The 24424-nt window shown below is 65.4% G+C and carries 24 protein-coding genes and 1 tRNA gene; 7 read left to right on the top strand and 18 right to left on the bottom strand.

The genetic code is table 11. The annotated features are described in order from the left end of the window. Positions 1-75: 75 nt before the first annotated feature. The 5 genes from ahpF to P1IM2_RS15235 form a co-directional block, all read right to left on the bottom strand. Complete coding sequence (ahpF, locus tag P1IM2_RS15255) at positions 76-1659, bottom strand: alkyl hydroperoxide reductase subunit F (protein ID WP_062900779.1); 1584 nt, start codon at positions 1657-1659, stop codon at positions 76-78. A 136-nt stretch (positions 1660-1795) separates the two neighbouring features. Continuing rightward, positions 1796-2359 (bottom strand): alkyl hydroperoxide reductase subunit C, encoded by a 564-nt coding sequence (gene ahpC / locus P1IM2_RS15250; protein WP_062769850.1) that lies wholly within the window; start codon positions 2357-2359, stop codon positions 1796-1798. Positions 2360-2511: 152 nt separating this feature from the next. After that, positions 2512-3231: an anti-sigma factor family protein gene (locus P1IM2_RS15245; protein WP_062900780.1), complete on the bottom strand. Its 720-nt coding sequence runs from the start codon at positions 3229-3231 to the stop codon at positions 2512-2514. Then, positions 3224-3775 carry a sigma-70 family RNA polymerase sigma factor gene (locus tag P1IM2_RS15240; protein WP_062900781.1) on the bottom strand — a complete coding sequence of 184 codons (552 nt, stop codon included), beginning with the start codon at positions 3773-3775 and terminating at the stop codon, positions 3224-3226. Before P1IM2_RS15240 ends, P1IM2_RS15245 begins: the two co-directional genes overlap by 8 nt. Before the next feature lie 9 nt (positions 3776-3784). After that, positions 3785-4999, bottom strand: coding sequence for a glycosyltransferase family 1 protein (locus P1IM2_RS15235; RefSeq protein ID WP_186402962.1), 1215 nt, complete (start codon positions 4997-4999; stop codon positions 3785-3787). Between the two features lie 83 nt (positions 5000-5082). Between P1IM2_RS15235 and P1IM2_RS15230 the strand changes: the two genes are divergently transcribed. Beyond that, the gene (locus tag P1IM2_RS15230; protein WP_062900783.1) at positions 5083-5409 is read left to right on the top strand and encodes a DUF423 domain-containing protein; all 327 of its coding nucleotides are present in this window, start codon (positions 5083-5085) and stop codon (positions 5407-5409) included. 63 nt (positions 5410-5472) lie between these two features. On the opposite strand, the gene P1IM2_RS15225 is transcribed toward P1IM2_RS15230, so the two are convergent. Then, positions 5473-7077, bottom strand: coding sequence for a carboxylesterase/lipase family protein (locus tag P1IM2_RS15225; protein WP_186402961.1), 1605 nt, complete (start codon positions 7075-7077; stop codon positions 5473-5475). A gap of 169 nt (positions 7078-7246) precedes the next feature. Here P1IM2_RS15225 and P1IM2_RS15220 point away from each other — a divergent pair, with 169 nt between their 5' ends. Then, complete coding sequence (locus tag P1IM2_RS15220) at positions 7247-8542, top strand: PA domain-containing protein (protein ID WP_062900785.1); 1296 nt, start codon at positions 7247-7249, stop codon at positions 8540-8542. Positions 8543-8551: 9 nt separating this feature from the next. Here the strand turns inward: P1IM2_RS15220 and P1IM2_RS15215 are convergent, their stop codons facing one another. The 8 genes from P1IM2_RS15215 to P1IM2_RS15180 all read right to left on the bottom strand — a co-directional run bounded on the left by P1IM2_RS15215 (position 8552) and on the right by P1IM2_RS15180 (position 19429). Further along, positions 8552-9877: a glycoside hydrolase family 1 protein gene (locus tag P1IM2_RS15215; protein ID WP_062900786.1), complete on the bottom strand. Its 1326-nt coding sequence runs from the start codon at positions 9875-9877 to the stop codon at positions 8552-8554. Then, entirely contained in the window at positions 9874-11538 is a 1665-nt protein-coding gene (locus tag P1IM2_RS15210; protein ID WP_062900787.1) for an MFS transporter, read from the bottom strand. Before P1IM2_RS15210 ends, P1IM2_RS15215 begins: the two co-directional genes overlap by 4 nt. A 70-nt stretch (positions 11539-11608) precedes the next feature. Beyond that, entirely contained in the window at positions 11609-12508 is a 900-nt protein-coding gene (locus tag P1IM2_RS15205) for an SDR family NAD(P)-dependent oxidoreductase (RefSeq protein ID WP_062900788.1), read from the bottom strand. Positions 12509-12601: 93 nt separating this feature from the next. Then, the gene (locus P1IM2_RS15200; protein ID WP_234178523.1) at positions 12602-13300 is read right to left on the bottom strand and encodes a TetR/AcrR family transcriptional regulator; all 699 of its coding nucleotides are present in this window, start codon (positions 13298-13300) and stop codon (positions 12602-12604) included. Between the two features lie 42 nt (positions 13301-13342). Next, positions 13343-14902 (bottom strand): AMP-binding protein, encoded by a 1560-nt coding sequence (locus P1IM2_RS15195; RefSeq protein ID WP_062902985.1) that lies wholly within the window; start codon positions 14900-14902, stop codon positions 13343-13345. Further along, positions 14899-16539: a carboxylesterase/lipase family protein gene (locus P1IM2_RS15190; RefSeq protein WP_062900789.1), complete on the bottom strand. Its 1641-nt coding sequence runs from the start codon at positions 16537-16539 to the stop codon at positions 14899-14901. Before P1IM2_RS15190 ends, P1IM2_RS15195 begins: the two co-directional genes overlap by 4 nt. A 23-nt stretch (positions 16540-16562) precedes the next feature. Further along, entirely contained in the window at positions 16563-18863 is a 2301-nt protein-coding gene (locus P1IM2_RS15185; RefSeq protein ID WP_062900790.1) for a TonB-dependent receptor, read from the bottom strand. Positions 18864-19352: 489 nt separating this feature from the next. Beyond that, positions 19353-19429, bottom strand: a tRNA-Arg gene (locus P1IM2_RS15180). A gap of 72 nt (positions 19430-19501) precedes the next feature. Here P1IM2_RS15180 and P1IM2_RS15175 point away from each other — a divergent pair. Both P1IM2_RS15175 and P1IM2_RS15170 read left to right on the top strand, forming a co-directional pair. Further along, positions 19502-20248, top strand: a complete 747-nt coding sequence (locus P1IM2_RS15175) for a queuosine precursor transporter (RefSeq protein ID WP_062901866.1) — start codon at positions 19502-19504, stop codon at positions 20246-20248. A 5-nt stretch (positions 20249-20253) separates the two neighbouring features. After that, complete coding sequence (locus P1IM2_RS15170) at positions 20254-20643, top strand: hypothetical protein (RefSeq protein ID WP_062901865.1); 390 nt, start codon at positions 20254-20256, stop codon at positions 20641-20643. On the opposite strand, the gene purQ is transcribed toward P1IM2_RS15170, so the two are convergent. Then, entirely contained in the window at positions 20605-21270 is a 666-nt protein-coding gene (purQ, locus tag P1IM2_RS15165; RefSeq protein ID WP_186402960.1) for a phosphoribosylformylglycinamidine synthase subunit PurQ, read from the bottom strand. The two genes, P1IM2_RS15170 and purQ, sit on opposite strands and share 39 nt — an antisense overlap. A 22-nt stretch (positions 21271-21292) precedes the next feature. Then, positions 21293-21523 carry a phosphoribosylformylglycinamidine synthase subunit PurS gene (purS, locus tag P1IM2_RS15160; protein ID WP_058812514.1) on the bottom strand — a complete coding sequence of 77 codons (231 nt, stop codon included), beginning with the start codon at positions 21521-21523 and terminating at the stop codon, positions 21293-21295. Between the two features lie 197 nt (positions 21524-21720). Here purS and P1IM2_RS15155 point away from each other — a divergent pair, with 197 nt between their 5' ends. The 3 genes from P1IM2_RS15155 (at position 21721) to P1IM2_RS15145 (ending at position 23112) form a co-directional block, all read left to right on the top strand. Further along, entirely contained in the window at positions 21721-21894 is a 174-nt protein-coding gene (locus P1IM2_RS15155) for a bacterioferritin-associated ferredoxin (RefSeq protein ID WP_003049527.1), read from the top strand. 99 nt (positions 21895-21993) lie between these two features. Further along, the gene (gene bfr, locus P1IM2_RS15150; RefSeq protein ID WP_003049525.1) at positions 21994-22476 is read left to right on the top strand and encodes a bacterioferritin; all 483 of its coding nucleotides are present in this window, start codon (positions 21994-21996) and stop codon (positions 22474-22476) included. Positions 22477-22680: 204 nt separating this feature from the next. Further along, positions 22681-23112: an addiction module antidote protein gene (locus P1IM2_RS15145; protein ID WP_238929634.1), complete on the top strand. Its 432-nt coding sequence runs from the start codon at positions 22681-22683 to the stop codon at positions 23110-23112. Positions 23113-23175: 63 nt separating this feature from the next. On the opposite strand, the gene P1IM2_RS15140 is transcribed toward P1IM2_RS15145, so the two are convergent. Further along, positions 23176-23769, bottom strand: coding sequence for a VOC family protein (locus P1IM2_RS15140; RefSeq protein ID WP_058812516.1), 594 nt, complete (start codon positions 23767-23769; stop codon positions 23176-23178). 19 nt (positions 23770-23788) lie between these two features. Further along, positions 23789-24406, bottom strand: a complete 618-nt coding sequence (locus P1IM2_RS15135; protein WP_062901862.1) for a glutathione S-transferase family protein — start codon at positions 24404-24406, stop codon at positions 23789-23791. Between the last annotated feature and the right edge of the window lie 18 nt (positions 24407-24424).

Here is a 24424-nt window from a genome sequence, read left to right as displayed (position 1 = left end):
CCTGGTCCGGGGTCCATGCGAGTTTGCGCCGCGAATGGATGCCGGATCAAGTCCGGCATGACGAAAATATGGCGCTCACGCCGCTTCGACGTCCACATCCGCGGGCAGGCGGATCATGTAATCGAAGGCCGACAGCGCCGCCTTAGATCCTTCGCCCATCGCGATAACGATCTGCTTGTAGGGCACGGTCGTGCAATCGCCCGCGGCGAAGATGCCGCGCTGGCTCGTCTCGCCGCGATGGTCGACCTCGATTTCGCCGTGGCGCGACAGGGTAACGCTGTCCTTGAGCCATTCGGTGTTCGGCACGAGGCCGATCTGAACGAAGATGCCTTCGAGTTCGACCTGGTGCGGCGCGTCCGAATTGCGGTCCTTATAGGCAAGCCCGGTCACCTTTTCGCCGTCGCCGAGCACTTCGGTGGTCAGCGCCGAGGTAATGATCCGGACATTGGGCAGGCTCGCGAGCTTGCGCTGGAGGACGGCGTCGGCGCGGAGCTGGCTGTCATATTCGATCAGCGTGACGTGCGCGACGATGCCGGCAAGATCGATCGCCGCCTCGACGCCCGAATTGCCGCCGCCGATCACCGCGACGCGCTTGCCCTGGTAGAGCGGGCCGTCGCAGTGCGGGCAATAGGCGACGCCCTTGTTGCGATAGGCATCCTCGCCCGGCACGCCGAGCTGGCGCCAGCGCGCGCCGGTCGAGAGGATAACGGTGCGCGCCTTGAGCGACGCGGCGTTCGCCAGCACGATTTCGTGCAGGCCCCCTTCGGCCTTCGCCGGGATCAGTTTCTCGGCGCGCTGCAGGTTCATGATGTCGACGTCATAATCTTTGACGTGGCTCTCGAGCTGCGCAACGAGCTTCGGCCCTTCGGTGTGCTGGACCGAGATGAAATTCTCGATTGCCATGGTGTCGAGCACCTGACCGCCGAAGCGTTCGGTGGCGATGCCGGTGCGGATACCCTTGCGCGCCGCGTAGATCGCAGCCGCGGCGCCCGCGGGGCCACCGCCGACGACGAGCACGTCGAACGCCTCCTTAGCGCCGATCTTTTCCGCCGCCTTCGCTTCGGCGCCGGTGTCGAGCTTGGCGAGGATCTGTTCGAGCTCCATGCGGCCCTGACCGAAATTCTGCCCATTCAGGAAGATCGTCGGCACGGCCATGATCTTGCGCTCCTCGACCTCGGCCTGGAACAGCCCGCCGTCGATCGCGGTGTGGGTGATGCGCGGGTTGACCACGCTCATCAGGTTCAATGCCTGCACGATGTCGGGGCAATTCTGGCACGACAGCGAGAAATAGGTTTCGAAGTGGAAGTCGCCATCGAGCTCCGCCACTTGCCCGAGCACCTCGGCGCTCACCTTCGGCGGGTGGCCGCCGACCTGGAGCAGCGCGAGAACGAGCGAGGTGAATTCATGGCCGAGCGGGATGCCCGCGAAGCGCACCGCGACACGGGCGTCGCTCGCGCGGCGGATCAGGAAGCTGGGCCGACGCGCATCGTCGTCGGTGCGCGTCACGCTGACCTTGTCCGACAGCGCGGCGATATCGTTGAGGAGCGCCGCCAGCTCGGCCGACTTCGCATCGTCGCCGAGCGACGAGAGCAGTTCGATCGGTTCACGAAGGTTCGTGAGGAGGCCCTGAAGCTGCTGCTTCATATTGGCGTCGAGCATGGGGAGAGTTCCTGCCTGGTTTCAAAGAAAATCCGTGTGCTCCCGCGAAGGCGGGAGCCCAGCGCTGTAGAGCGCAAGTGTAGCGACCTAACGCTCTGGGTCCCCGCCTTCGCGGGGACACACGGACGATTACACCTTAGATCTTGCCGACGAGGTCGAGCGAGGGCGCGAGCGTTTCGGCGCCTTCTTCCCACTTTGCGGGGCAGACTTCGCCGGGGTGGCTGACCCAATATTGCAGCGCCTTGATCTTGCGGAGCAGTTCGGCGGCGTTGCGGCCCACGCCTTCGGGAGTGATTTCCAGAAGCTGGATTTCACCCTGCGGGTCGAGCACGAAGGTGCCGCGGTCGGCAAGGCCGACGCCCTGGCGCAGAACTTCGAAATTGTTCGACAGATTGTGGTTCTGGTCGCCGACCATATAGTAATTGATCTTGCCGATCGCCGGCGAGGTGTCGTGCCATGCCTTGTGGCAGAAATGCGTGTCGGTCGACACCGCGAACACTTCGACACCCATATTTTGCAGCGTCGGATAGATGTCGGCGAGGTCTTCGAGCTCGGTCGGGCAGACGAAGGTGAAGTCGGCCGGATAGAAGAAGAAGACGGCCCACTTACCCTTGACGGTTTCGTCGCTGATTTCGACGAACTTGCCGTCCTTGTACGCGGTCGCGTTAAAGGGCTTGATGGTGGTGTTGAGCACGGACATGGAGAGCCTCCTTTTGTTTGTGGAGCCCTCCCCTAGCGATTTATGTTGCAGTGCGAAAATTGGAAATCCGCGCGGCCATGATCGATTTTATCGATCAAAAAGGTCTTGAATTGTCAATCTTTCGAACACATGTCGCGCCGCTTGCATCACTGTCAGGACCAGCTGCGCGCCAGCTTCTCCGCCGTCGCGTCGATCGCGCCCGGCCCGGTATTGCCGACCAGCGCATAGGACATGTCGCCGCGGCGCCAATAGGCCACCGATTGCGCGCCTTCTCGCACCGCGTCGGGGCGTTCGGGCGCCCCCGAACGCTGGTGCAGCGCAAAGAGCGACAGCGGATCGCCCGCCTGGGTGCGCACCGCAACGAGCAGGGCCGGGCCGCGCTCGGTCGGGAAAAGCTGAACGTCGGTGATCTTCCAGCTCTTCGGCACGCTGGGGATCGCGATATTGGTGCTACTCGCAATCTCGCGCGCGTCGTAATGGGGCGTTTCGGCCTGCGAATCGAGCCCGGCGCGCATCATCGCGATGCGGTGCGACGAGATCGCATAATCGACGTAGGCGGGCGGTCCCTGGGTTGCGACGAACAGCAGCGCGACAACCGCCGCGGCGACCGAGGTACCGCCGACCGACATCCAGCGACCCCAGCGCCGCACCGGCTCTGCCAGATCGCGGCCGAGCGCCGCGACCGCGGCGGGCATCGCGCGCTTGTCCTGCGCCAGAAGCTGCAAGGCGCTGCGCGCGCCGAGATCGCCCATCACGCGTGCGGCGAGGTCGGGGTGACGGCGCAGATGATCCTCGACGGCGAAACGCCCTTCGACATCGAGTTGCCCGTCGACATAGGCGGCGAGTTCGCTTTCGTTCGGCCCGTCAGTCATCCTGTCCTCCAACCAGTCGCAGCGGCGCGGCGCGGCGCCGTCCGTCTGTGTCCTCGCGTCCATTTTCGAGATCGCGGAGCGCCGCGCGCGCGCGCGCAACGCGCGACATCACCGTTCCGATCGGGACGGCCAGAAGGTCGGCGCATTGCTGATAGCTGAGGCCTTCGACCGCGGTCAGGTGCAGCACCGCGCGATGATGGTCGGGAAGCGCGGCGAAACTGTGCGCAATCTCGCGCAGCCGCGCATGATGTTCCTGAGCCGCGTCGGCCTGCGTCGCCAGCGTATCGGCGAAACGATCGTTGCGCCGCGCCTCGGCCGCGCGGCGCCGCGTGCCCGATACGAAGACATTGTGGACGATCGCGAGCAGCCAGCCCCGGCGGTTGCCCTCGGCCCGAAAGGTGTCGCGCCGTTCGATCGCGCGCAGCAGCGCATCCTGCACCACATCGTCGGCATCCTGATCGTCGCGCGCGAGCGCGCGCGCATAGCGCCGCATCGCGGCGAGATCGCCGTCGATATCGGGGTCGGCGTCGCGGCCCTTGCGCATCGAAACTCCTCAGGCGACTCTCGCCAGCGCCGCGATAGTAGCGGTTCCGGCGAGCCGGCCATAGAGCGCCGCGACCCCGGCGAGAATATCGTCCCAGCAATAGCGGTCCGCGGCCGCCGCAGCAGCGCGGCGCAGCACCGCGAGCTGCGCGGGTTCGTCGATAAGCTGCGCGATCGCATCAGCATAGGCCGCGGCGTAGTGCGGCGGGACCAGCAGGCCGGTGCCGCCATGCACGATCAGCGACGAGGCGCTGGGAACGTCGGCCGACACCACCCCGATCCCCGATGCCATCGCCTCCAGATTGACGTTGCCGAAAGCCTCGGTCACGCTGGGATTGACCAATATGTCGGCGCTCGCCACCGCGCAGCCAAGGTCGGCGCCGGCCAGATGGCCGAGGAAGGCGACATTGGGCAGTCGCCGCGCGAGCCAGTCGCGCGCCGGTCCTTCGCCGACGATCATCGGGCGCACATTATAGCCGCGCGCGCGGAGCGCCTCGATCGCGTCGGCAAAGACGCCGAGCCCCTTTTCGAGCACGAGCCGCCCGAAGAAGAGCGGCACCACATCGCCGGGTGCATAGCCGAGCCGGGCGCGAAAGGCGTTGCTGCGCAGCGCGGGATGAAAGGCGGTGCGGTCGACCCCGCGCGACCAGATCGACACATTGTCGCGGCCGTAGAGCGCCGCGAATTCGTCGAGGATCGGCGCCGTCGGCAGAAGGATATGGTCGGCATCGCCGTAGAAGCGCCGCAGATAGGCCTCCATCGGCCGGCGCAGAAAGCCGAGATGATAATATTCGGGGTAGGTTTCGAAGCGCGTGTGGAGGCTCGCGACTACCGGAATGCCGGCGGCCCGCGCATATTTTTGCGCCTGGCGGCCCAAGATATCGGGCGCCGAGAGATGGACGATATCCGGGGCAAATGCCTCAAGGTCGGCGCGGGCAGCGCCCGTGAAGCCAAGCGCGAGGCGATATTCGGGGCGCCCCGGGATGCTTGCAGAGCGCACCGAGACAATATCGCCGACCGATTCGAACGCCTTCGTCGGCGCGGTCGGCGAATAGATGCGGACCGCCATGCCCGCGCGATCGAGCAGATAGGCGACGAGGCGGTTGAGCGCCCGATTGGCCCCGTCGCGCACGCAGTCGTAATTGCCCGAGAAGAGCGCGATGCGCAGCGGCCGGCCGGCGGGCGAACGCCCCGCGACCCGGCCCGATTCCAGATCATGCTTCATGCCCCGTTTACGCCCCCGCGGCGCGGCTTATTCCATCGGCGCGCTCGGCGCGCTAAGATTATGGCTGCAAAGGAGAGACGGAGATGATCGGACTGTTCGCGGCGATTTCGGCGGCACTGGCGGTCGCGGCGGGGGCCTTCGGGGCGCATGGCGCGGCGGGACCGCAGGAGGCCGACTGGCTGCGCACCGGCGGCCTGTATCAACTGGTCCACGCTGTTGCGGCGCTCGCGATCATGGGGACCGCACGCGGCCCGGCGATCATGCTGCTGATCGGCGGCGGACTTTTCGCCGTCACCCTCTATGCGATGGCGCTCGGCGGGCCGCGCTGGCTGGGCGCCGTCACGCCCGTGGGCGGCACCCTGCTGATCGCCGGCTGGCTGTGGGCCGCGTGGTTCTACTGGCGCGGCTGATGCGTGCCTGTATCGGCGCTTCGATCGAGGGGCGAGCCGCAGCCCCCCCCTTCGGCTATGGCGCTAGGGTATGAACCATTGCAGCCCTTCGGCACGATGGCGCTGCATGCGGTCTTCGTGAAATTCGAAGGTGCCGGGAAAGGGATTGCGTTCGAGTAGCGGACGATCGGCGAAGCGCATGGCATATTCCTGGCCGCCGTAGGGACGCCAGCGGACTGCCGACGGCGCGACCGGCTTTGCGGTCGCGGCAAAGCTGGTCCAATAGTCGATCATCTGCTCCGCGAGCCGCACCTCGGCCGGTCCCTCCGCCGCAGGCCAGTTGCGCGACCCCGCGACCGGACGCCCGGCAATGCCGAAGACGAACGGTAGCTCGCTCGCATGAAAGGCGCAAAGATCGCGCGCGCGGGCGGCCGGGTAGCAATGATCGAAGACGTAAAGATAAGCCGGCGCTCCGGCCGCGGTCTGCGCGCGGACCAGACGTTCGGTTGCCCATCCGTAGATGGTGTCGCGCGTCGCGGCGAGCATGCTCTCCGTCCCGCCCGACGCCGGATACAGCTTGAGATAGGCGGCGGCGAGATCGCCGTAACGCTTCGCGGCCGCCGCCGCATAGTCCGCCGGGTCGCCCGGTATGGCCGGCACGAGCCGCCGCTGCGATCGCAACTCGCCGCTGTTGAAGCCGGCGAGCAGCGGCACCTTCATCTGCGCGCTGCGGTCGAGGATGTTGACGAGCTGGTCGGGGACGACCACGCCATCGACGACCGGCTGCGCGGGGAAACGGGCGCGAACCGCCGCCGCCAGCAAAGCATCGGGATCGACGGCGCGCAGCGCGGCGATGTCGGCAGCGCCCAGCGCTTCGCCCAAAGCCTGCCCGCTCGCTTCGGCGGATGGCAGACCGAACGCCGCTTCGCGCAGGCGCGGCATCGCGCGCATATTGGTGCTCTGGACGATCGCCTTGGCGAACAAGCCGCGGGCTCGCGGGCTGGCGAGAAGATAGGAGACGCTGAGCCCCCCGGCCGATTCTCCCATCGCAGTCACATTGGCAGGATCGCCGCCGAAGGCCGCAATATTGCGCTGCACCCAGCGGAGCGCCGCCATCTGGTCGAGCAGGCCGTAGTTGCCTGAGACATTCTGAGGCGATTCGGCGCTTAGCCCCGGGTGCGCAAACCAGCCGAAGACGCCGAGGCGATAGTTGATCGACACGAAGACGATCCCGCGTCGGGCGAATTCGCGTCCGTCGTACATCAGGCTCGCGCTGCCGCCAAATTGCAGCGACCCGCCGTGAATCCACACGATCACCGGCGCCTTCTTCGCCCCCGCCGGCGCCCAGATGTTGAGCGTCAGGCAATCCTCGCTCTGGGGGCGGGGCGCTTCGAAATAGACGCTGTCGGCGGGATAGGCGGGCTGGACGCAGTCGGGTCCGAACTCGGCCGCCTGTCGCAGGCCCGACCAGGATGGCGGCGCTTCGGGCGGCTGCCACCGCCGCTCGCCCACGGGCGGCGCGGCATAAGGCAAGCCGCGGAATATGCGCACATTGTCCTGCCATGTGCCGGCGACGCGTCCTTCGCCGACGGTCGCCGTCGGCGCTTCGCGGGGGGCGGGTGCGGCCCCCGACAGACCAAGGACGGCGCACAGGCCGATGACGATCTTTCCAAGCGGCGACAGGCCCATCAGCGCATTTCCTCTTCCCGGCGGCGATGCTTGCCATCGTCCACCCGAGTATCTACGCTCACTTGTGAGTGAATATCAAGCCGCCAGCCGGCATTGACCGGCACGGGCGCCGCGTCACAATGTCCCGCGGTCTGAAAACAGCGGCGGGAACAGCCGCAAGGGAGAGCCGATGACCGATCCGACGAGGCGCCATTTCATCACCGCCGCGACCGCCCTTCCCGTCGCCGCCAGCGCCGCGAGCGCGGGCGCCGCGATGACCGACACGATCGCGAGCGACCTTGCCGCCTATATCGGTTTCGGCAACAAGCGCGCAGGCGGCGCCGGCGACAATGCGTGCGGCCACTGGCTCGCCGATCAGCTCACGCGCGCCGGCTACGCGGTTGAAAAGCCGGCCATCTCTGTTCCCCATTTCGACGCCGGAGCGTGCGACATGGTCGTCGGCGACACCCGCGCCGCGCTGATGCCGCAGCCGATCTTGACACCGACCGCCGCCGGGGGCGTGACGGGGCCACTGGTGCGCGTCGATGCGCAGGGCCGCGCCGACGCGCCGTTGGCAGGCGCGATCGCGCTCGTCGACCTGCCCTATGGCCGCTGGTCGTCGGCGCTCGCCAAACCGATTCGCGCGCCCGTCGAGACCGCCTTCGCGGCGGGCGCCAGGGCGGCGGTGATCGTCACCAACGGGCCGACGGGCAAGATCATCGCGCTCAATGCCGATGGCCGAGCGCCGATGTTCGCGGGTCCGGTCGGTCTGCTCGCGCCTGCCGACGCCGCACCTTTTTGGGAGGCAGCGATGCGCCATGCCGCGGCGACTGTTTGCCTGACCGGCGAGGGCGGGCGGCGGGCCGCCTTCAATGTCATCGGGCGCCTCGACCGCGGCAAGGCGAAGTGGGTGGTCGTATCGACGCCGCGTTCGGGCTGGACCGACTGTGCGGGCGAGCGCGGCGGCGGCATTGCCGCATGGCTGGACCTGGCCCGCGGCATCCCGGCGCTGCTCCCCGACCACAACCTCGCTTTCCTGTGCAACAGCGGCCATGAATATGAAAATCTGGGCGCCGAGGAGGCGCTGAAAGCGGTGGCCCCCAAGCCCGACGCGACGCATTTCTGGCTCCACCTTGGCGCCAACCTCGCGGCGCGTGACTGGCACGAAGGCCTGTTCGGCCTCGCCCCGCTGGCTGGTACCGATTCGCAGCGCTATCTGGTCGTCAGCCCATCGCTCCTTGCGACCGCGCGGCGCCTGTTCGCGGGCTTTGCCGGACTTGAAAGCCCTTACCCCAGCGACAAATTGTCGGCCGGCGAACTCACCGCGATCATCGCCGCAGGCTACACCTCGGTCGCAGGCATTTTCGGCGTCCATCGTTTCCATCATGTCGAAGGCGACGATGCGCGCTGCGTCGATGCGGGTGCGGTCGCGGCGACGACCGCCGCCTTCCGGAAGCTGCTCCTTGCCGCGGCCGCGCCAAGATAGTGTAGGATTCTAGATCCGGTTCGCGCGTACGATCGCGCCGAAGTGATGCGCGCTGGGTCGCGGGGCGCGGACGAAAGTGTCGCGATCGACCGCGGCCAGCCCGAAGGGCACCGAATAGCCCGACGTCCATTCGAAATTGTCGAGCAGCGACCAGTAGATATAGCTGTGGACGGCAATGCCTTCGTCGAGACAGGCGCGGACGCCGTCGAGCGCCGCATCGATGAAGGCCACGCGGCGCGCATCGTCGGCGACGGCGACCCCGCTTTCGGTGACATAGATGGGCTTGCCGATCGTCCGGTGCGCCCAGCGGATCGTATTCGCCAAGGCCTGCGGATAAAATTCATAACCCGACAGCGTCTTTTCGGCGTCCTTCGGGGGCGGCACCATGCCCTTTTCGTCGAAGACGAGCCGCGTGTAGCATTGCACCCCGAAGAAGTCGGCGTGGTCGCGGGCGACATCGATCCAGTTGCCGTAGAGCCGCCGCTCATAATCGGCGACGAGCGACGGCGCGCCCGCCGACTGGATATCCTGAGTCGTAAGCGTGATGCCGACCGGAAGTTCGGGCCGCGCTGCCTTGATCGCCGCATAGGCCCGACGATGCGCCTCCTGCATCAGCGGGGTCGTAACCGCAGGATCGGCGAAGGCGAGGCGCGAGAATTTGGGCGATCCGGTTGCGGCGACCGCGGCCGCCTGCGCCGCCCGTTGCAGCTCCGCACCGGCTTCCGACTGGGGGAACAGCGACACGAGCAGGCCGATATTGGCTTCGTTGAAGGTGGTGACGAGATGCATCAGCCCGCCGAGCCGCTCGGCGACCCTGGCGCAATAGCGCGCGAAGAGCTGCGGCGCGTCGGCGACCTCGAACCCGCCACGCTTCGCGAACCACAGCGGCACGGTGAAGTGGCTCAGCGTCACGACGGGGGCCAGCCCCCGCGCGCGGCAGGCAGTCAGCACCCGGGCATAATGGTCGAGTTCGGCGTTCGAGAAATGCCCCTCGCTCGGCTCGATTCGCGCCCATTCGATACCGAGCCGATAGCAGTTCAGCCCCAATTGCTGCGCGAGCGCGAAATCCTGATCGTAGCGGTGATAGCTGTCGCACGCGTCGCCCGACCGCTCCTTGAACAGCGTCGGTTCGATATTCTCGGCAAGCCAGGCGTCGCTGTTGGTGTTGTTCCCTTCGCTCTGATGCGCCGAGATAGCCGCGCCCCACAGAAAGCCCTTCGGCGCGGGCTTGCGCCGCGCCGACGCCGGGGCGTTGCCAAGCAGCACCGGCGCGGCGGCGGCGCCGACCGCCCCCTGGATCAGCGCACGGCGCGCAATGGCATCGCCCCCGCTCATGCCTCGATGTCGCGCTTGTAGGTTTCGGGCAGGAACAGGATGCCGACGACCGCGGTCACCGCCGCAATGATGACTGCATACCACAGCCCCTGATAGATATTGCCCGTCGCCGCGACCATCGCGAAGCCGATCGTCGGCATGAAGCCGCCGATCCAGCCGTTGCCGATGTGATAGGGCAGCGACAGCGAACTGTAACGGATGCGCGCCGGGAACAGCTCGACGAGCAGTGCGGCGAGCGGGCCATAGACCATCGTCGCGAGCAGTCCGAAGACGCAGAGGATCAGAATCACCTTCGTCTTGTTGACCTGCGCCGGATCGGCTTTGTCGGGATAGCCCGCCGCATCGAGCGCCGTTTTCGCCTCGCGCCCGAAGGCGGCGACCACCGCCGCCCGAGCATCCTTGTCGAGCCCCACCGGGTCGGCGACGGCGATCACGCGGTCGCCGACGCGCACCGACGCGGCGCTTCCCGCCGGCGCATCGCGGTTGGCATAGTTGATGCCGTTCTTTGCCAGATAGGATTTGGCGATGTCGCAACTCGATTGGTCAAAGCTGTTCTTGCCGATCGGGTCGAACTGGAACGAGCATTCGCCGGCATCGGCCACGACCGTGACCGGCGCGCGCTCGACCGCCGCGGCCATCGCAGGGTTCGCGGCGACAACGAGCGCCTTGTAGAGCGGAAAATAGACGAACACCGCGATCACGCAGGCGGTCATCATGATCGGTTTGCGGCCGATACGGTCACTGAGCCAGCCGAAGAAGACGAAACTTGGAATGATGATGAGGAGCGCCGTCGCGACCAGGAAATTGGCGGTCGCGCCGTCCACCCGCGCGATACGTTCGAGGTAGAAGAGCGGATAGAGGTGCGCGGCAAAGCCGATCACCGCCTGCCCCGCCACCGCCCCGAACAGCGCAATGAGCACGATCTTCAAATTGCGCCATTCGCCAAAGGCCTCTTTCAACGGCGCCTTCGACGTCGCGCCGGCCGCCTTCATCCGTTGGAACACCGGGCTTTCCTCAAGCTGCAGGCGTATCCACAGCGCGACCGACAGCAGCACGATCGAAAAGATGAAGGGAAGCCGCCAGCCCCAGGCGTTGAAGGTATCGGCATCCATGAACAATCGCAGCGACACGACAAAGGTCGACGCCAGGATCAGCCCGATCATCGCCGTCGTCTGGATGAAGCTGGTGTAGAGGCCGCGTTTTCCGGGCGGGGCATGTTCGGCGATATAGACGGCGGCGCCGCCATATTCGCCGCCGATCGCCAGTCCCTGCAGCAGACGCAGCAGCATCAGGATGATCGGTGCCGCGACCCCGATCGTATCATAGCCGGGCAGAAAGCCGACCGCGAAGGTCGACAGTCCCATGATCGCCATGGTGACGAGGAAGGTATTCTTGCGGCCGACGATGTCGCCGACGCGGCCGAACACGAGCGCGCCGAACGGCCGCACCGCAAACCCCGCAGCAAACGCCATCAGCGCAAGGATGAAGCCCGTCGTTTCGTTCACCCCCGAAAAGAAGTGATGCGAAAGCGCCGTGGCGAGCAGGCCATAGAGATAGAAGTCATACCATTCGAACACTGTCCCCAGCGACGAAGCAGCGATCACCAGCTTCTCATTCTGGCCCTTGCCCGCTTCGGGCGCGGCCTGGCTGTCGGTCGTCATATCCTTCTCCCTTCATCCCGGCAGCGACGGCGGGCTCTTGACCGGCCCGTCCGCCACGCCCCGGGGATTGTCAGCGTTGCACCGCCATCGTCGGCGCCGTGAAACCCGCATTCGCCAGTTCGCGCTCGGCCTGCGTGAAGCCATAGGCCGGCACGACCTCGCCGCGGCGATCGGTGATGCGGTCCCATTCCGAAACCACGCGCGCGGCCGCATCCTCGCCGCGGCCCACGAACAGCCCGTCGGTCAGCGTGACATGCGCGCTCGCGAAATGCCCGGCCCCCGCACAGAGGATGGCGCGCGTCGGCGCGGTATCGCCGACCAGCGCGAGCAGCCCGGGGCTCACCGCCTCGGGCGCCAGCCGCGCCAGCGCTTCCGGCGCGAGTACGCCGTCGGTCATCGCCGTCGCAGCGGTCGGCGCCAGACAATTGACCCGGATATTGTGCCGTTCGCCTTCGAGCGCGAGCGTCTGCATCAGGCCGACGAGTGCCATCTTGGCAGCGCCGTAATTGGCCTGGCCGAAATTGCCGTAGAGCCCCGACGAAGAGGTCGTCATCACGATGCGTCCGAAGCGTCGCTCGCGCATCTGGTCCCACACTGCCTTCGAACAGATGGCGGCGCCCATCAGATGGACGTCGATGACCAGACGGAAATCGTCGATGTCCATCTTCGCAAAGCTCTTGTCGCGCAGGATGCCGGCATTGTTGATCAATATGTCGATCCCGCCACATGCCGCGGTCACATCATCGACCATCGCCGCGACCTCAGCGGTGTCGGTAACCGAAGCGGGCGCCGCGATCGCTTGCCCGCCCGATGCGACGATCTCGCCCGTCACGGCTTCGGCGGCGGCGGCGTCGCGATCGTTGACGACAACGCGCGCGCCATGGCCTGCCAGCATCAGTGCGTGGGCGCGGCCCAGCCCGCCGCCCGCCCCGGTCACGATCGCTACCCGGTCCTGCAAGTCCTTCTTCATCGCCGCCCTCTCGCTTTCAAATCATAACTCACTTGTGAGTGAATTTACGCTGGTGCGCTGTCAGCCGCGGTAGACACGCAGCGCACGCTGGCTTTAACCCCTGTCCCGCTTTCGCTGCTCGCAAATTTCGCGGAAACCCGCCGCCATGAAGCGCGCCATCCGGTGCTTTACCGCTTCATAATCGTCCGACAGGCACAGGCCGTGCGACAATTTGTCGATACGCCCGGTCCGCGCGAGCGTGAGCATCAGCGCGCCGGTCACGAAGTGATAGCCCCAGAAAATATCTTCCTCGGCCGCGTCGGGCAGCGCCTTTTTCAATATGTCGATCAGCCGCAGGACCACGGGATCGAAATATTTGTCCATGAATTCCGCGCCTTCGGGGCTGTTCGACGCCTGCGCACCAAAGGCCCCGTAATTCTTCCACCCCTCGCCGCCCTGGATGTAGAGGTCGAGGTCTGTGTCGAGAAAGGCGTGCAGCGCACCTTCGACCGTCGGCTTGCCGGCGGCGGCGCGCTCATAATCGTCGAGCGCCTGCATCCGCCGATCGATCGTAACGACGGCGCGGCGCGCGAAAACGGCATCGAACAGCGTCTGCTTGTCGTCGAAATAATAGTTCAGCAGCGTGTGGTGCACGCCAACCTGCTTTGCGACATCCTTCAGCGTGACACCGTGAAAGCCATGCTTCGAAAACAGAAGTTCGGCGACGTCGAGAATCTGCTCCATCATTTCGGCGCGCTGTTCCGCCTTCGATGGCCGCTTTGCCGCAGTCTTTGCCTTCGACGCCAAATTCACTTCCTTCCGGGGCTTCGTTCAATCGGGTGCGACCGCGTGGGCCTACACCTGTCCATATTCCGCCCGCAATTGCATTTTGTCGATCTTGCCCGTCGGTGCGAGCGGCATCGCGGCCAGACGCACGACGGCATCGGGAACCCACCAGGATGCGACGCGGCCATCGAGCGAACCCAGCAGATCGGCATCGCTGATCGCATCGTCGCAGGTTTCGACGAGCAGGATCGGCCGCTCGCCCCATTTGGGATCGCTGCGTCCGATCACCGCGGCGAGCGACACTTGTGGCAGCCCCGCGACGATCGCCTCGATCTCGGCGGGATTGATCCACTCGCCGCCCGATTTGATCAGATCCTTGGCGCGCCCGGTAATGGTCAGATTGCCCCCGGCGTCGATCCGCGCGAGGTCGCCGGTGTCGAACCAGCCGTCGGCATCGGTCGCCGGCTCGCTCTGCCCGAAATAGCGTTCCACGACCGAACCGCCGCGCACGCGCAAATGCCCCTCGGCACCGCGCTGCTCGGCGAGCGCCCGTCCGTTACCGTCGGTGAGCAGCAGGTCGATGCCCATCGCGGGGCGCCCCGACAGATCCGGTCGCCGTGCCGGGTCGCCCGGCAGCGCCGCCGTCCCCAGCGGCGACAACTCCGTCATGCCCCAGCTCGTCTGCACCTCGACACCCAGCCGCCGTTCGATCCGGTCCATCAGCGCCGGCGGCATCGACGACCCGCCGACCAGGATACGCTCAAGCGTCGGCACCTCGCCGCCCTCGGCCTCCAGATGCTCGACTAGCCCCAGCCACACCGTCGGCACGCCGACCGCCGCGGTAACGCCTTCGGCCCGGATCAGCCGGGCAAGATGCGCGCCGTCGCTGTGCCGTCCGGGCAGCACCAGCTTGGCGCCGACGGCCGGTGCGGTGAAGGGAATTCCCCACGCATTGGCATGGAACATCGGCACGACGGGCATCACCGCATCGCGCGCGGTAATGCCGAGAACGTCGGCCTGAAGCTGGCGCATCGTGTGAAGATAGCAACCACGATGCGTGTAGGTGACGCCCTTTGGCGCGCCCGTGCTGCCCGATGTAAAGCACAGCCCCGACGGGGTATTCTCGTCGAAATCGCCCCACGGCACATCGGCGGCCGCGCCAATGATATGCGGTTCGAGCGCATCCTCCCCTTCGGCCTCGTCGAGCAAAAGAATGCGCGGCGGCGCGCCGAGGCCGCGCGTCGCATCGCGCGCCAGACCCAGAAGGTCGGCGCTCGCCAGCAGCACCGACGCTTCCGACTGGCGCAGCATCGACCCGAGCTGCGCCGGGGTCAGGCGCGGGTTGAGCGTGTGACAGATCGCGCCCATCCCCATGATGCCGTACCACGCCTCGACATGGCCCTGCGTATTCCAGGCCAGCGTCGCGACGCGCGCGCCCATTGCGATCCCGAGCGCCGCCAGCGCCGCTGAAACGCGCAGCGCACGGTCCCGCAGCACCGCATAGGCAATGCGCCGCACGCCGCCGTCCAGTCCCGCCGACACCACTTCGGCGCCGGGATGCCATTTCGCGGCATGGGAGAGGAATTTGTCGAGCGTCAGGGCATAGGACTGCATCGAACCGTCGATCATTGGCACCCCTCGGCCTTCGGCGACAACGGCGGCGCGATGATGCCGACGTTCCAGTTCCACGCTATATCGCCCGCCGCGCGGCGGCGGCAGACCACCGCCTCGTGCAGCGCCGCGGTGCCGGGGAAGAGATTGTGGCCAGCGCGCGGTGTATCCGCGAAATGCAGAAAGCCGCGATCGTCGGTATAGTCGGGCCAGTCCGGCCAACCCTTGGCCTGGGGCTTGCCGGTGGCGGCGAAGCTCGCCCAATAATCGCCCATCGCTTCGCTGAGCTTGCGCTCGGCCAGCGTGTCGGGAATTTTCGGCCACAGCGGCGGGGTCCGCGACGCGGTGCCGAATACATAGGGCAGTTCGGAGGCGTGAAAGGCGTGGAGATTCCACTCCTGGGTCGCGGGATAGCCATGATCGAAGAGATAGAAATAGGCTCCCTTCCCCGCCGCCGCCTGGTCGGAAACCAGCCGCTCGGCGGTCCAGCCGTACATCGCATCGCGCGTCGCCGCGAGCATGCTTTCGTCGATGTTCTTGGCCGGATAGCGCGCGAGGAACATGTCGGCGAACTCGCCATAGCCAGCGCGAACCGCCGCCTGATAAGCGGCCGCATCGGCCGGCGGCTTCGGCAAGAGAAAGCGCAGCGACCGGATTTCGCCGCTGTTGAAACCCGCCAATATCGGCACCGGCGCCTGTTCACCGCGATCGAAGCTGTCGACGAGCTGGCGCGGCACCGTCTTGCCGTCGATCGCCGGAAAGGGGAAATAGCCCGTCGTCGGCACCTTGTCGGCGATCGTCTCGGCGGGCAGCGCCCGCAGCGCCGCAAGATCGGTCGCCCCAAGCTTGGCGGCCAGATCACTCCCCTGCTCTTCGGCCGGAACCATGCCGTTGACCCGGTCGCGCAGTGCGGGTGCCGACACCATATAGGCGCTCTGTGCCACCGCCTTGGCGAACAGGCCGCGCGCAGCGGGTGCCGTCATCAGATACATCACGCTGAGCGCACCGGCCGATTCGCCCGCGACGGTGACATTCGCCGCATTGCCCCCGAAGGCGCCGATGTTGCGCTTCACCCATTGCAGCGCCGCAATCTGGTCGAGCAGGCCGTAATTGCCCGACACATGATCGGGCGCCTCGGCGCTGAGCGCCGGGTGCGCGAAATAGCCGAACATGCCGAGCCGGTAGTTGATCGTCACCACGACAATCCCGCGCCGCGCCAGCGCGCTGCCGTCATAAATCGGTTCGGCACCCGATCCCGCCATCAGCGATCCGCCGTGTATCCAAACGAACACCGGCGCATTTTTCGCATTTTCGGGCGCCCAGACGTTGAGCGACAGGCAATCCTCGCTCATCGCGGGCAAGCTTCCCGCATAGATATTCCCGGCGCGCGGCTTGGGCTGCATGCACGCGGCACCGAACTGACTTGCGTCACGCACCCCGTCCCAGTCCGCCGCCGCCACCGGGGGGCGCCAGCGGCGCTCCCCGACGGGGGCCTGGGCATAGGGAATGCCGCGGAATATGCGGACGTCGCGTTCCACTACGCCGCGCACGCTGCCCGCGGGGGCCGCGACCAGCGGATCGGCATCCGCCGCCGCCGCGATCGGGGCCGGGAGAAGAAGCGAGAGCGCGAGCGCGCAGATCCGCAAGCGGGGCATGATGTCTCTCCTGCTCCGGCCGATCAGAAGCGATAGTCCGCGCGAACGCCGACGGTGCGCGGGCGCATCCGGGCGTAGCGACCGTCGAGGAAGGCTTCGGGATGGACGTAGGTGATCGAACTGTCGTTGAAGAGATTTTCGACATAGGCGGTCAGCCCGAGCGCGCCGATCTTGACCCCCGCGTAAAGGTTCACGTTGGTCCAGGCCTCGGTATAATCGAAGGTCGGGCTGACCACATTGGGCTTGCCCGGCACGTTCGGGAACTGGTTGGGGAATGACCCCGCATGCGACACGTTCACCGCGCCGAAGCCGCTGTTGCTGCCGGCCATCTGGAAATCATAGCGCAGCGTTGCCGAGCCCTGGAAATGGGGCGAGGCCAGCCGGGTGCCGACTTCGGCGCCCGAAATGGCCGCCTCGACCGCCGTCAGCTTGGTAACCTTCGCCTCATTGAACGATCCGTTGACCGCGAGGCTGAGGCCCTGGATGGGCCGCGCCATGATCTCGAACTCCAGACCATAGCTTTCGGCGCCCCCGATATTGGTCGCGAACTGGATCGAATCCGACACGCGGTTCGCCTGGACCTGGATATTCTTCCAGTCGATATAGTAGGCGGCCAGATTGGCGGTCAGATCGCCGCCCAGCCACCGGCCCTTTAGTCCGGCCTCATAGTTGGTCACGCTGTCCGAACGGGCGCCGCTGGGGATGACGATATCATTGGGGTCGATCGTGCTCACCAGCCCAGCGCGCGCATTGACCACCGGGGTGCGGAAGCCGGTCGACACCGTGACATAGGTCGTCAGATCCTCGCTCGGCTTCCACGACGCGCTCGCCTTCCACGACAGGCGGTCGTCCGAAACCTTCAGCCCCTCGGCATAGGGGATCGAGGTGATCGCGAGCGGCGGCACATAAAAGCCGCACGCCGCCGGGAAGGACAGGCAATAGGCGATGGTCAGGTAATTGCTATTGTAGCCGCCGCCGCGGGTGAAGCTTTGCACCTGCGTATTGCCGTAGCGCAGCCCGCCGGTGATCCAGAATTTGTCGCTGAACTTGTAGGTCAGCTCGCCGAAGCCCGCGACCTCGTTCTGGTCGGTATAGCTGTTGAAGCGCTGATAATATTCGTCCGGCAGCCCGACGATATTCTTCGCTGCTAGATATTCGGGGCTCGACCGGTAGGCGAAATCGACGCTCCGGCGCTTGTCATAATAGAAGAAGCCCGCAACCCACTGGAACGGCCCGTCGCCGCGCGAGACGAGCCGCGTTTCCTGAACGAACAGATCGTCATAACCATAGGCGTCGAGCGCGAAGGGGAAGGCCTGCGCATAGGTGCCGGCCAGGTCGACATAGAAGGACGCATCATAGGTCGACAGCGTCGTCGAACTGATCAGCTCGGCGAAATCAAACTCGTAATTGACCGTGAGATTATAGTTGGTGAGCTTGCCCTGAAACAGGTCGGGCCGGTCCGAATTGCGCACGAACTTGCCAAGCGTTGGGTTGATCAGGCCCGAATCGGCGGGCTTGCTGTTCTCATAGGAAATGAGCAGCTTCACCTTCATCCGGTCGCTCGGCCGCATCAGCAGGATCGCGCGGCCGCCATAGGCTTCAAGGCTGTTCGAATCCTTGATCCCGGTGCCGATATTGTCGACCCAGCCGTCTTCGTTGCGATAATAGCCGGTGATGCGAAGACCCATTTCGTCCTGCATGATCGGCACGTTGACCATCGCATTATAGCGCTGGCGCAGCGAACTCGATCCCGTCAGCCCCAGATCGACGCTCGCCGATGCGGCAAACGCGTTGAGGTCGGGGCTCTTCGTAATGATCCGCATCGCACCCGCCAGCGAGTTCGATCCGAACAGCGTCCCCTGCGGCCCGCGCAGAAACTCGACGCGCTCGACGTCGTAGAGATTGGGATCGAGGATGGTCGAATTGCCGTTCGCCGAGATCGGCAGTTCGTCGACATATATGGCAACCGCACTCTGCAGCCCCGCCGAATAGCCGTTGGTGTTGATGCCGCGGGCAGTGAAATTGTTGAAATTCTGCGTCGGACGGTTGACGACGATGCCGGGCGTATTCTGCGCGATACCTTCATAACCGACGATGCCCAGATCGTCGAGCTCGCGCTGGCCGAACGCCGTGACGCTGAGCGGCACGTCTTGCAGACGTTCGCTACGGCGCGTCGCGGTGACGATGATATCTTCGCTGGGCCGCGCGCCGTCCCGTGCCGCCTCGTCGGCGGGCGGCGGCGCGTCGGACGACTGGGCCTGGGCAGCAACGGGTAGCGCGAACAGGGCGACCGCCGAAGCGGACACGAGCAACGGTGCCTTCATGAAACCTCTCCCTCCTGGACGACCTTATCGAAGCCGTCTCTGCCCCGGATTTATGACCGCGGCCCGCTTCGATGTCAACACTCACTCACATGTGCGTGAATAAATGAAATGCCGCACGGGTGAAGCGGGCGAGCGCCGTTGCGATGCCTGGATATCTCGAACGGGGTAGGAAGCGAACGTTGCCACTTTCCCTAACCGCTCACCCTGAGCTTGTCGAAGGGTGGCCTGTGAACACCCTTCGACAAGCTCAGGGTGAGCGGAAATGTGGCGCCGCATAGTCCTCGCTTCTCGTCATGCTGAACTTGTTTCAGCATCCTTGGACGGAGCTTTCGTCCGGCGCAGCGCAAAAGGAAATGGCGGACCATGGATCCTGAAACAAGTTCAGGATGACGATGCTGTGAATGTCGCGCTTCGGTCGTTTCCGGTGGGAGCGAAAATGTCGTAGCCGAACGCCAGCGGCAATGTCGCACCATAAAGAGCAACGGAAAATGGCGCGCCCGGCAGGATTCGAACCTGCGACCACCCGCTTAGAAGGCGGGTGCTCTATCCAGCTGAGCTACGGGCGCGTGCACCAAGGCTGTGGATCGCGCGAATAGCGTGGTTTGCGAGGGCTGCAAAGCCGGTTAAGCAATGCGTCGATGACCGAGTCTCCGCCGCCCGCCCATCCCGTGCACGTCCGCGCCGCCAGCGTGCACCAGTTCCGCTATTATGATCTGGTGATGGCGGCCTTTGTCGCGATCCTGCTGCTCAGCAACATCATCGGGGCATCGAAACCGAGCTATGTCACCCTGCCCTGGGGCACCGAATGGGCCTTTGGCGCGGGCGTGCTCTTCTTTCCGATCAGCTATATCATCGGCGACGTCCTGACCGAGGTTTATGGCTATGCGCGGGCGCGCCGGGTGATCTGGACCGGGTTCGCCGCGCTCGTCTTCATGGCGTTCATGGCATGGGTCGTCGTCGCGCTGCCGCCGGCGCGCGACTGGCCGGGGCAAGCGGCCTATGAATTCGTGTTCGGCAACAGCTGGCGCATCGTCATCGCCTCGATGACCGCCTTCTGGGTCGGCGAATTCGCCAACAGCTATGTCCTCGCGCGCATGAAGCTGTGGACCGGGGGCCGGCATCTGTGGATGCGCACCATCGGTTCGACGATCGTCGGCCAGGGGCTCGACAGCCTGATCTTCTACCCGCTCGCCTTTTACGGACTCGCCGGCTGGCCGCCCGAGCAGCTTTATCAGGTCGTGCTGTCGCAATGGTTCATCAAGACCGCCTGGGAGGCGGCGCTGACCCCCGTCACCTATCTGGTGGTCGGCACGCTCAAGCGCCGCGAGGGCGTCGACGTGTTTGACGAGGGAACCGATTTTACCCCCTTCCGCGCCAAGGTCTGATCCGCGTGACGCTGACCCTGCTCGCCGCGCTGTTCGAGGAGCACAAGCTGTCGATCGTCGCCTCGGTCGGGCTCGGCAAGGACGCGCTGCATATCTATTTCGGGCTGGCGCTGTTTCTGGCGGTGCGGCTGATCTGGCGGCGGCGCGGTGGCGGACTGATCGCCTGGGTTGCGGTACTTGTCATGGCGTGCGGCGGCGAATGGCTCGACCTTCAGGCCGAGATCGGCCGCTCGGCGATCCAGCCCGACGCCGCGCACTGGCACGATATCTGGAACACGATGTTCTGGCCGACGGTGCTGTTGATCGTCGGACGCTGGCTGGGGCCGCGCGCCGATGCGCCAGCGCCGGCGGCTATATCAGGCGAGAACGCCGAGCGCAGCTTCGAACAGGCGTAGCCCATCGGTGCCACCATGCGCGCGGTCGATCGCGCGTTCGGGATGCGGCATCATGCCGAGGACATTGCCCGCATCGTTGAGCACGCCTGCGATGGCGCGTGCCGAGCCGTTGACGCTGTCGGCATAGCGAAAGGCCACGCGCCCCTCGCCCTCGATACGGTCGAGCGTGTCGGCGTCGGCGAAATAATTGCCGTCATGATGGGCGACCGGAATATGGATTGTCTCGTCCGCGCGATAGGCGGCGGTGAACAGCGACTGGCTGTTGGCGACAGTCAGCGGCACCGTGCGGCAGACGAAATTGAGGCCCGCGTTGCGCATCAGCGCGCCCGGCAGCAACTGCGCCTCGGTCAGCACCTGAAAGCCGTTACACACGCCCAGCACCGGCACGCCGCGCGTCGCAGCGTCGGCGACGGCGCGCAGGATCGGCGACCGCGCCGCCATCGCGCCCGAGCGCAGATAATCGCCATAGGAGAAGCCGCCAGGCAGCGCGATGAAATCGGTGCCGTCCGGAAGCGCCGTCTCGCGGTGCCAAACCATCGCGGGCTTGACGCCGGTCACGGTTTCGAGCGCGACGGCCATGTCGCGATCGCAGTTGGAGCCGGGAAAGACGATTACGGCGGTCTTCATGAGCAAGGCTCCTTCGCGGTGGTCAGGCGCGTTCGATGCGGTAGTTTTCGATCACCGTGTTGGCGAGCAGCTTTGCGCACATCGCGTCGAGATCGGCATCGCTGGTGCCGTCGGCGACGTCGAGTTCGATGAAGCGGCCGGCGCGCACATCGGCCACGCCGCCGAAGCCCAGCCCTTCGAGCGCATGATGGATCGCCTTGCCCTGCGGGTCGAGCACCCCGGGCTTGAGCGTCACATAGACATTCACTTTCATGGGCGCGTACCTTCATGTTTCGGCCGGGCGGGTTCGGGCCGGGGAGGATGGGCGCGCCTATGCCCGCGAATCGCCGCGCGGGCAAGGGGCCAGCGCGGCAAATCGGCCGCATCAGGGAAATGCGAACCGCTCGCAACTTTCCTGTTGCGAATCCCTCGCACTATCCCTAGATCAGCCTTGTTGAGAAGGATTCGCACATGGTCGTCTGTGTCTGCAACGCAATAAGGGAACGCGATTTGCGCGACGTCGCAAAGGACGGCCAGTTGCGCTGCGCCAAGGCCGCCTATGCGCAACTGGGTCGCAAACCCAAATGCGGTCAATGCCTGCCTTTCGCTCGCAATATCATCAGCGACATCACGGCGACCGCCTGAATTTTTCCAAGATTTCCGCCACTTTTCAGCTTGGCTTGAACGGGTCGGGGGGCCTATAATCCTGTCTTCTCACCCCACCCGACAAGGACAGGACGGACAATGAAGGGCGACCCCAAGGTCATCGATTTTCTCAACGAAGCGCTCAAGAACGAGCTGACGGCGATCAACCAATATTGGCTGCACTATCGCATGCTCGACAATTGGGGCGTCGCGCGTCTTGCGCATTTCGAGCGCGAGGAATCGATCGACGAGATGAAGCACGCCGACAAGCTGGCCGACCGCATCCTCTTTCTGGGCGGCCTGCCCAATTTCCAGCTGCTCGGACGGCTGCGCGTCGGCGAAACGGTCGAAGAGATCCTCAAGGCCGACCTCGCGCTCGAGGAAGAAGCGATCCCGCTGCTCAAGGACGCGATCGCGCATAGCGAAAGCGTGCGCGACTATGTCAGCCGCGATCTGTTCGCCGACATTCTGGAAAGCGAAGAGCATCATGTCGACGAGCTGGAGAAGCAGTTCGAGATGATCGAGCGCATGGGAATGGAAAATTACGTCCAGCTCCAGTCGAAGCCCGCCGGCGACGACTGACGCCGGAACGACAAAAATCCACGGATTTTTTGGGGGCGCCTGCGGGCGCCTCATTTTTTGCTTGTTTTTGCGAATGATTATCAATAGCTCTGTTTACGCAGTCCCCTCCTGCCGGCTGCTGCGGCCCTGCGGCAGCCGGCATCTTTTTCGGAGGGACCGGGCTGCATGCCGATGCGCCGCGGATTTGGGCCATCGATGGGAGGAATGATGGAAGCCAGCACGCTTGTCCGCCGCCTGACCGAACAGCCGTTCGTACGCGAACTGCCGGTCGATGCGGCGCAGGCGGTCCTCGCGCTGCGCTATTGCGTGCTGTGCCATCGCAGCGAGCGCGACCCGATGCCCGAACTCGAACGGCGCTGGGGCAACATCCTCGCGGCGCGCCGCTACCGTCTCGTCGTGGAGGCGATCGTTCATTGCTGGCCCGACCCCTTCGCGGTCGCCCCGCCCTGCTGCCCGCGCGCCAGCTTCGACGAAGCGTTGCTCGCGGCGCTGGTCGGTGCCGCCGGTCGCGACGACCGCGCGGCGTTCGACTGGCTTAGCGCCGAATTGCTGGGCGGCGACGCGCGCGAAATGCTGTTCGTCGCGCTCGGCAATTTCCTCCGCGCCGGGGCGCCGCGCCGCGCGCCGAATGCCTAAGATTCGCCAACAAAAAGAGCCCGGCACAGCGGCCGGGCCCGAGGAGTGTTTCGCGGTTTCGGCTTATTCGGCGGGAACCGGCTTGCGCGCGGTGATCATGCCTTCGACCTTCGTTCCGTCCGCACGGACCGGGTCATGCGCGACGTCGCTGTCGTCGAATACCTTGGTCCAGGCCGCAAATTCGAGGCACACGCCGTCGGGGTCGAAGAAATAGACCGAACGGACGAACACATCATCGTTCATCTCGTCCGACGATTGCGTCGGCGAATTGTCGTGGTTCAGGATCTTGGTGACCTTGACGCCCTTTTCGACGAGGCGGTCGTAATATTCATCGAAGCGCTCGGCGGGCACGTTGATCGCGATATGGTTCATCGATCCGTGCGCCGACATGAAATTGCCCTGCGTCGGCAGCGCTTCGGGCGCCGAGATTCCCGGCACCGCTTCGGGCGCACCGTCGAACCAGAAAAAGGCCAGGCTGTCGCCATTGCCGATATCGAAGAAGAAATGCTGGCCGCGATTGCCGGGAAGGTCGATCGTCTTGGTCAGCGGCATGCCCAGAATGTCGCGGTAGAATTCCACCGTCCTGGCCATGTCCTTGCACACGAGCGCGAGGTGGTTGACCCCGCAAAATTCGAATTCCTTGTTCGCTTCTGCCATCGTCCGTCTCCTTTGCGTCTCAGTTCGGATTGGCGCTGGGGCGGGCCTTCATGCCCTGGTACCAGCGCAGGATATTCCTGTTGTCGGGGTCGAGCGGTTGACCGACGCTCGCGCCGAAATCGAGGAAAGCGAAGAGCATGATGTCGGCGAGCGTCAGGCGGTCGCCGGCGATGAACGCGCGATCGGCGATCAGCGGATCGAGCCATTTGAGCCCGTCCTGTGCCATCGCCTTCAGCCCCGCCGCGGCTTCGGGCAGACAGCGCATGCGCGGTTCGAACAGCGGCAGTCCCTCCGCAAAGCGAAAGCCGTTGGTCAGTGGTTCGCAAATCTTGAGGTCGACGCGCCGCGTCCACATCCGCGTCGCCGCGCGCTCCTCGGCCGTCGTGCCGATCAGCGCCGGATCGGGGAAGCGCTCCTCCAGATATTCGCAGATCGCAGTAATCTCGGTCAGTACCGTTCCGTCGTCGAGCTCGAGCGCCGGGGTCTGCCCCGCCGGGTTCACGCTGCTGTTATATGGGGGGCGCCGGTTTTCACCGCCGCGCAGGTCAACCTCGACCTCGGGCAGGCTGATCCCCTTTTCCGCCATGAACAGTTTCACGACACGGGGATTGGGGCCGACGCTATTATAGAATTTCATGGCCATCCTCTCAGTATC

It is taken from the genome of Sphingopyxis sp. P1IMeth2, assembly GCF_900185685.1.
GTDB classification, from domain to species: domain Bacteria; phylum Pseudomonadota; class Alphaproteobacteria; order Sphingomonadales; family Sphingomonadaceae; genus Sphingopyxis; species Sphingopyxis terrae_A.
This window is presented reverse-complemented; position numbering and strand designations above follow the sequence as displayed.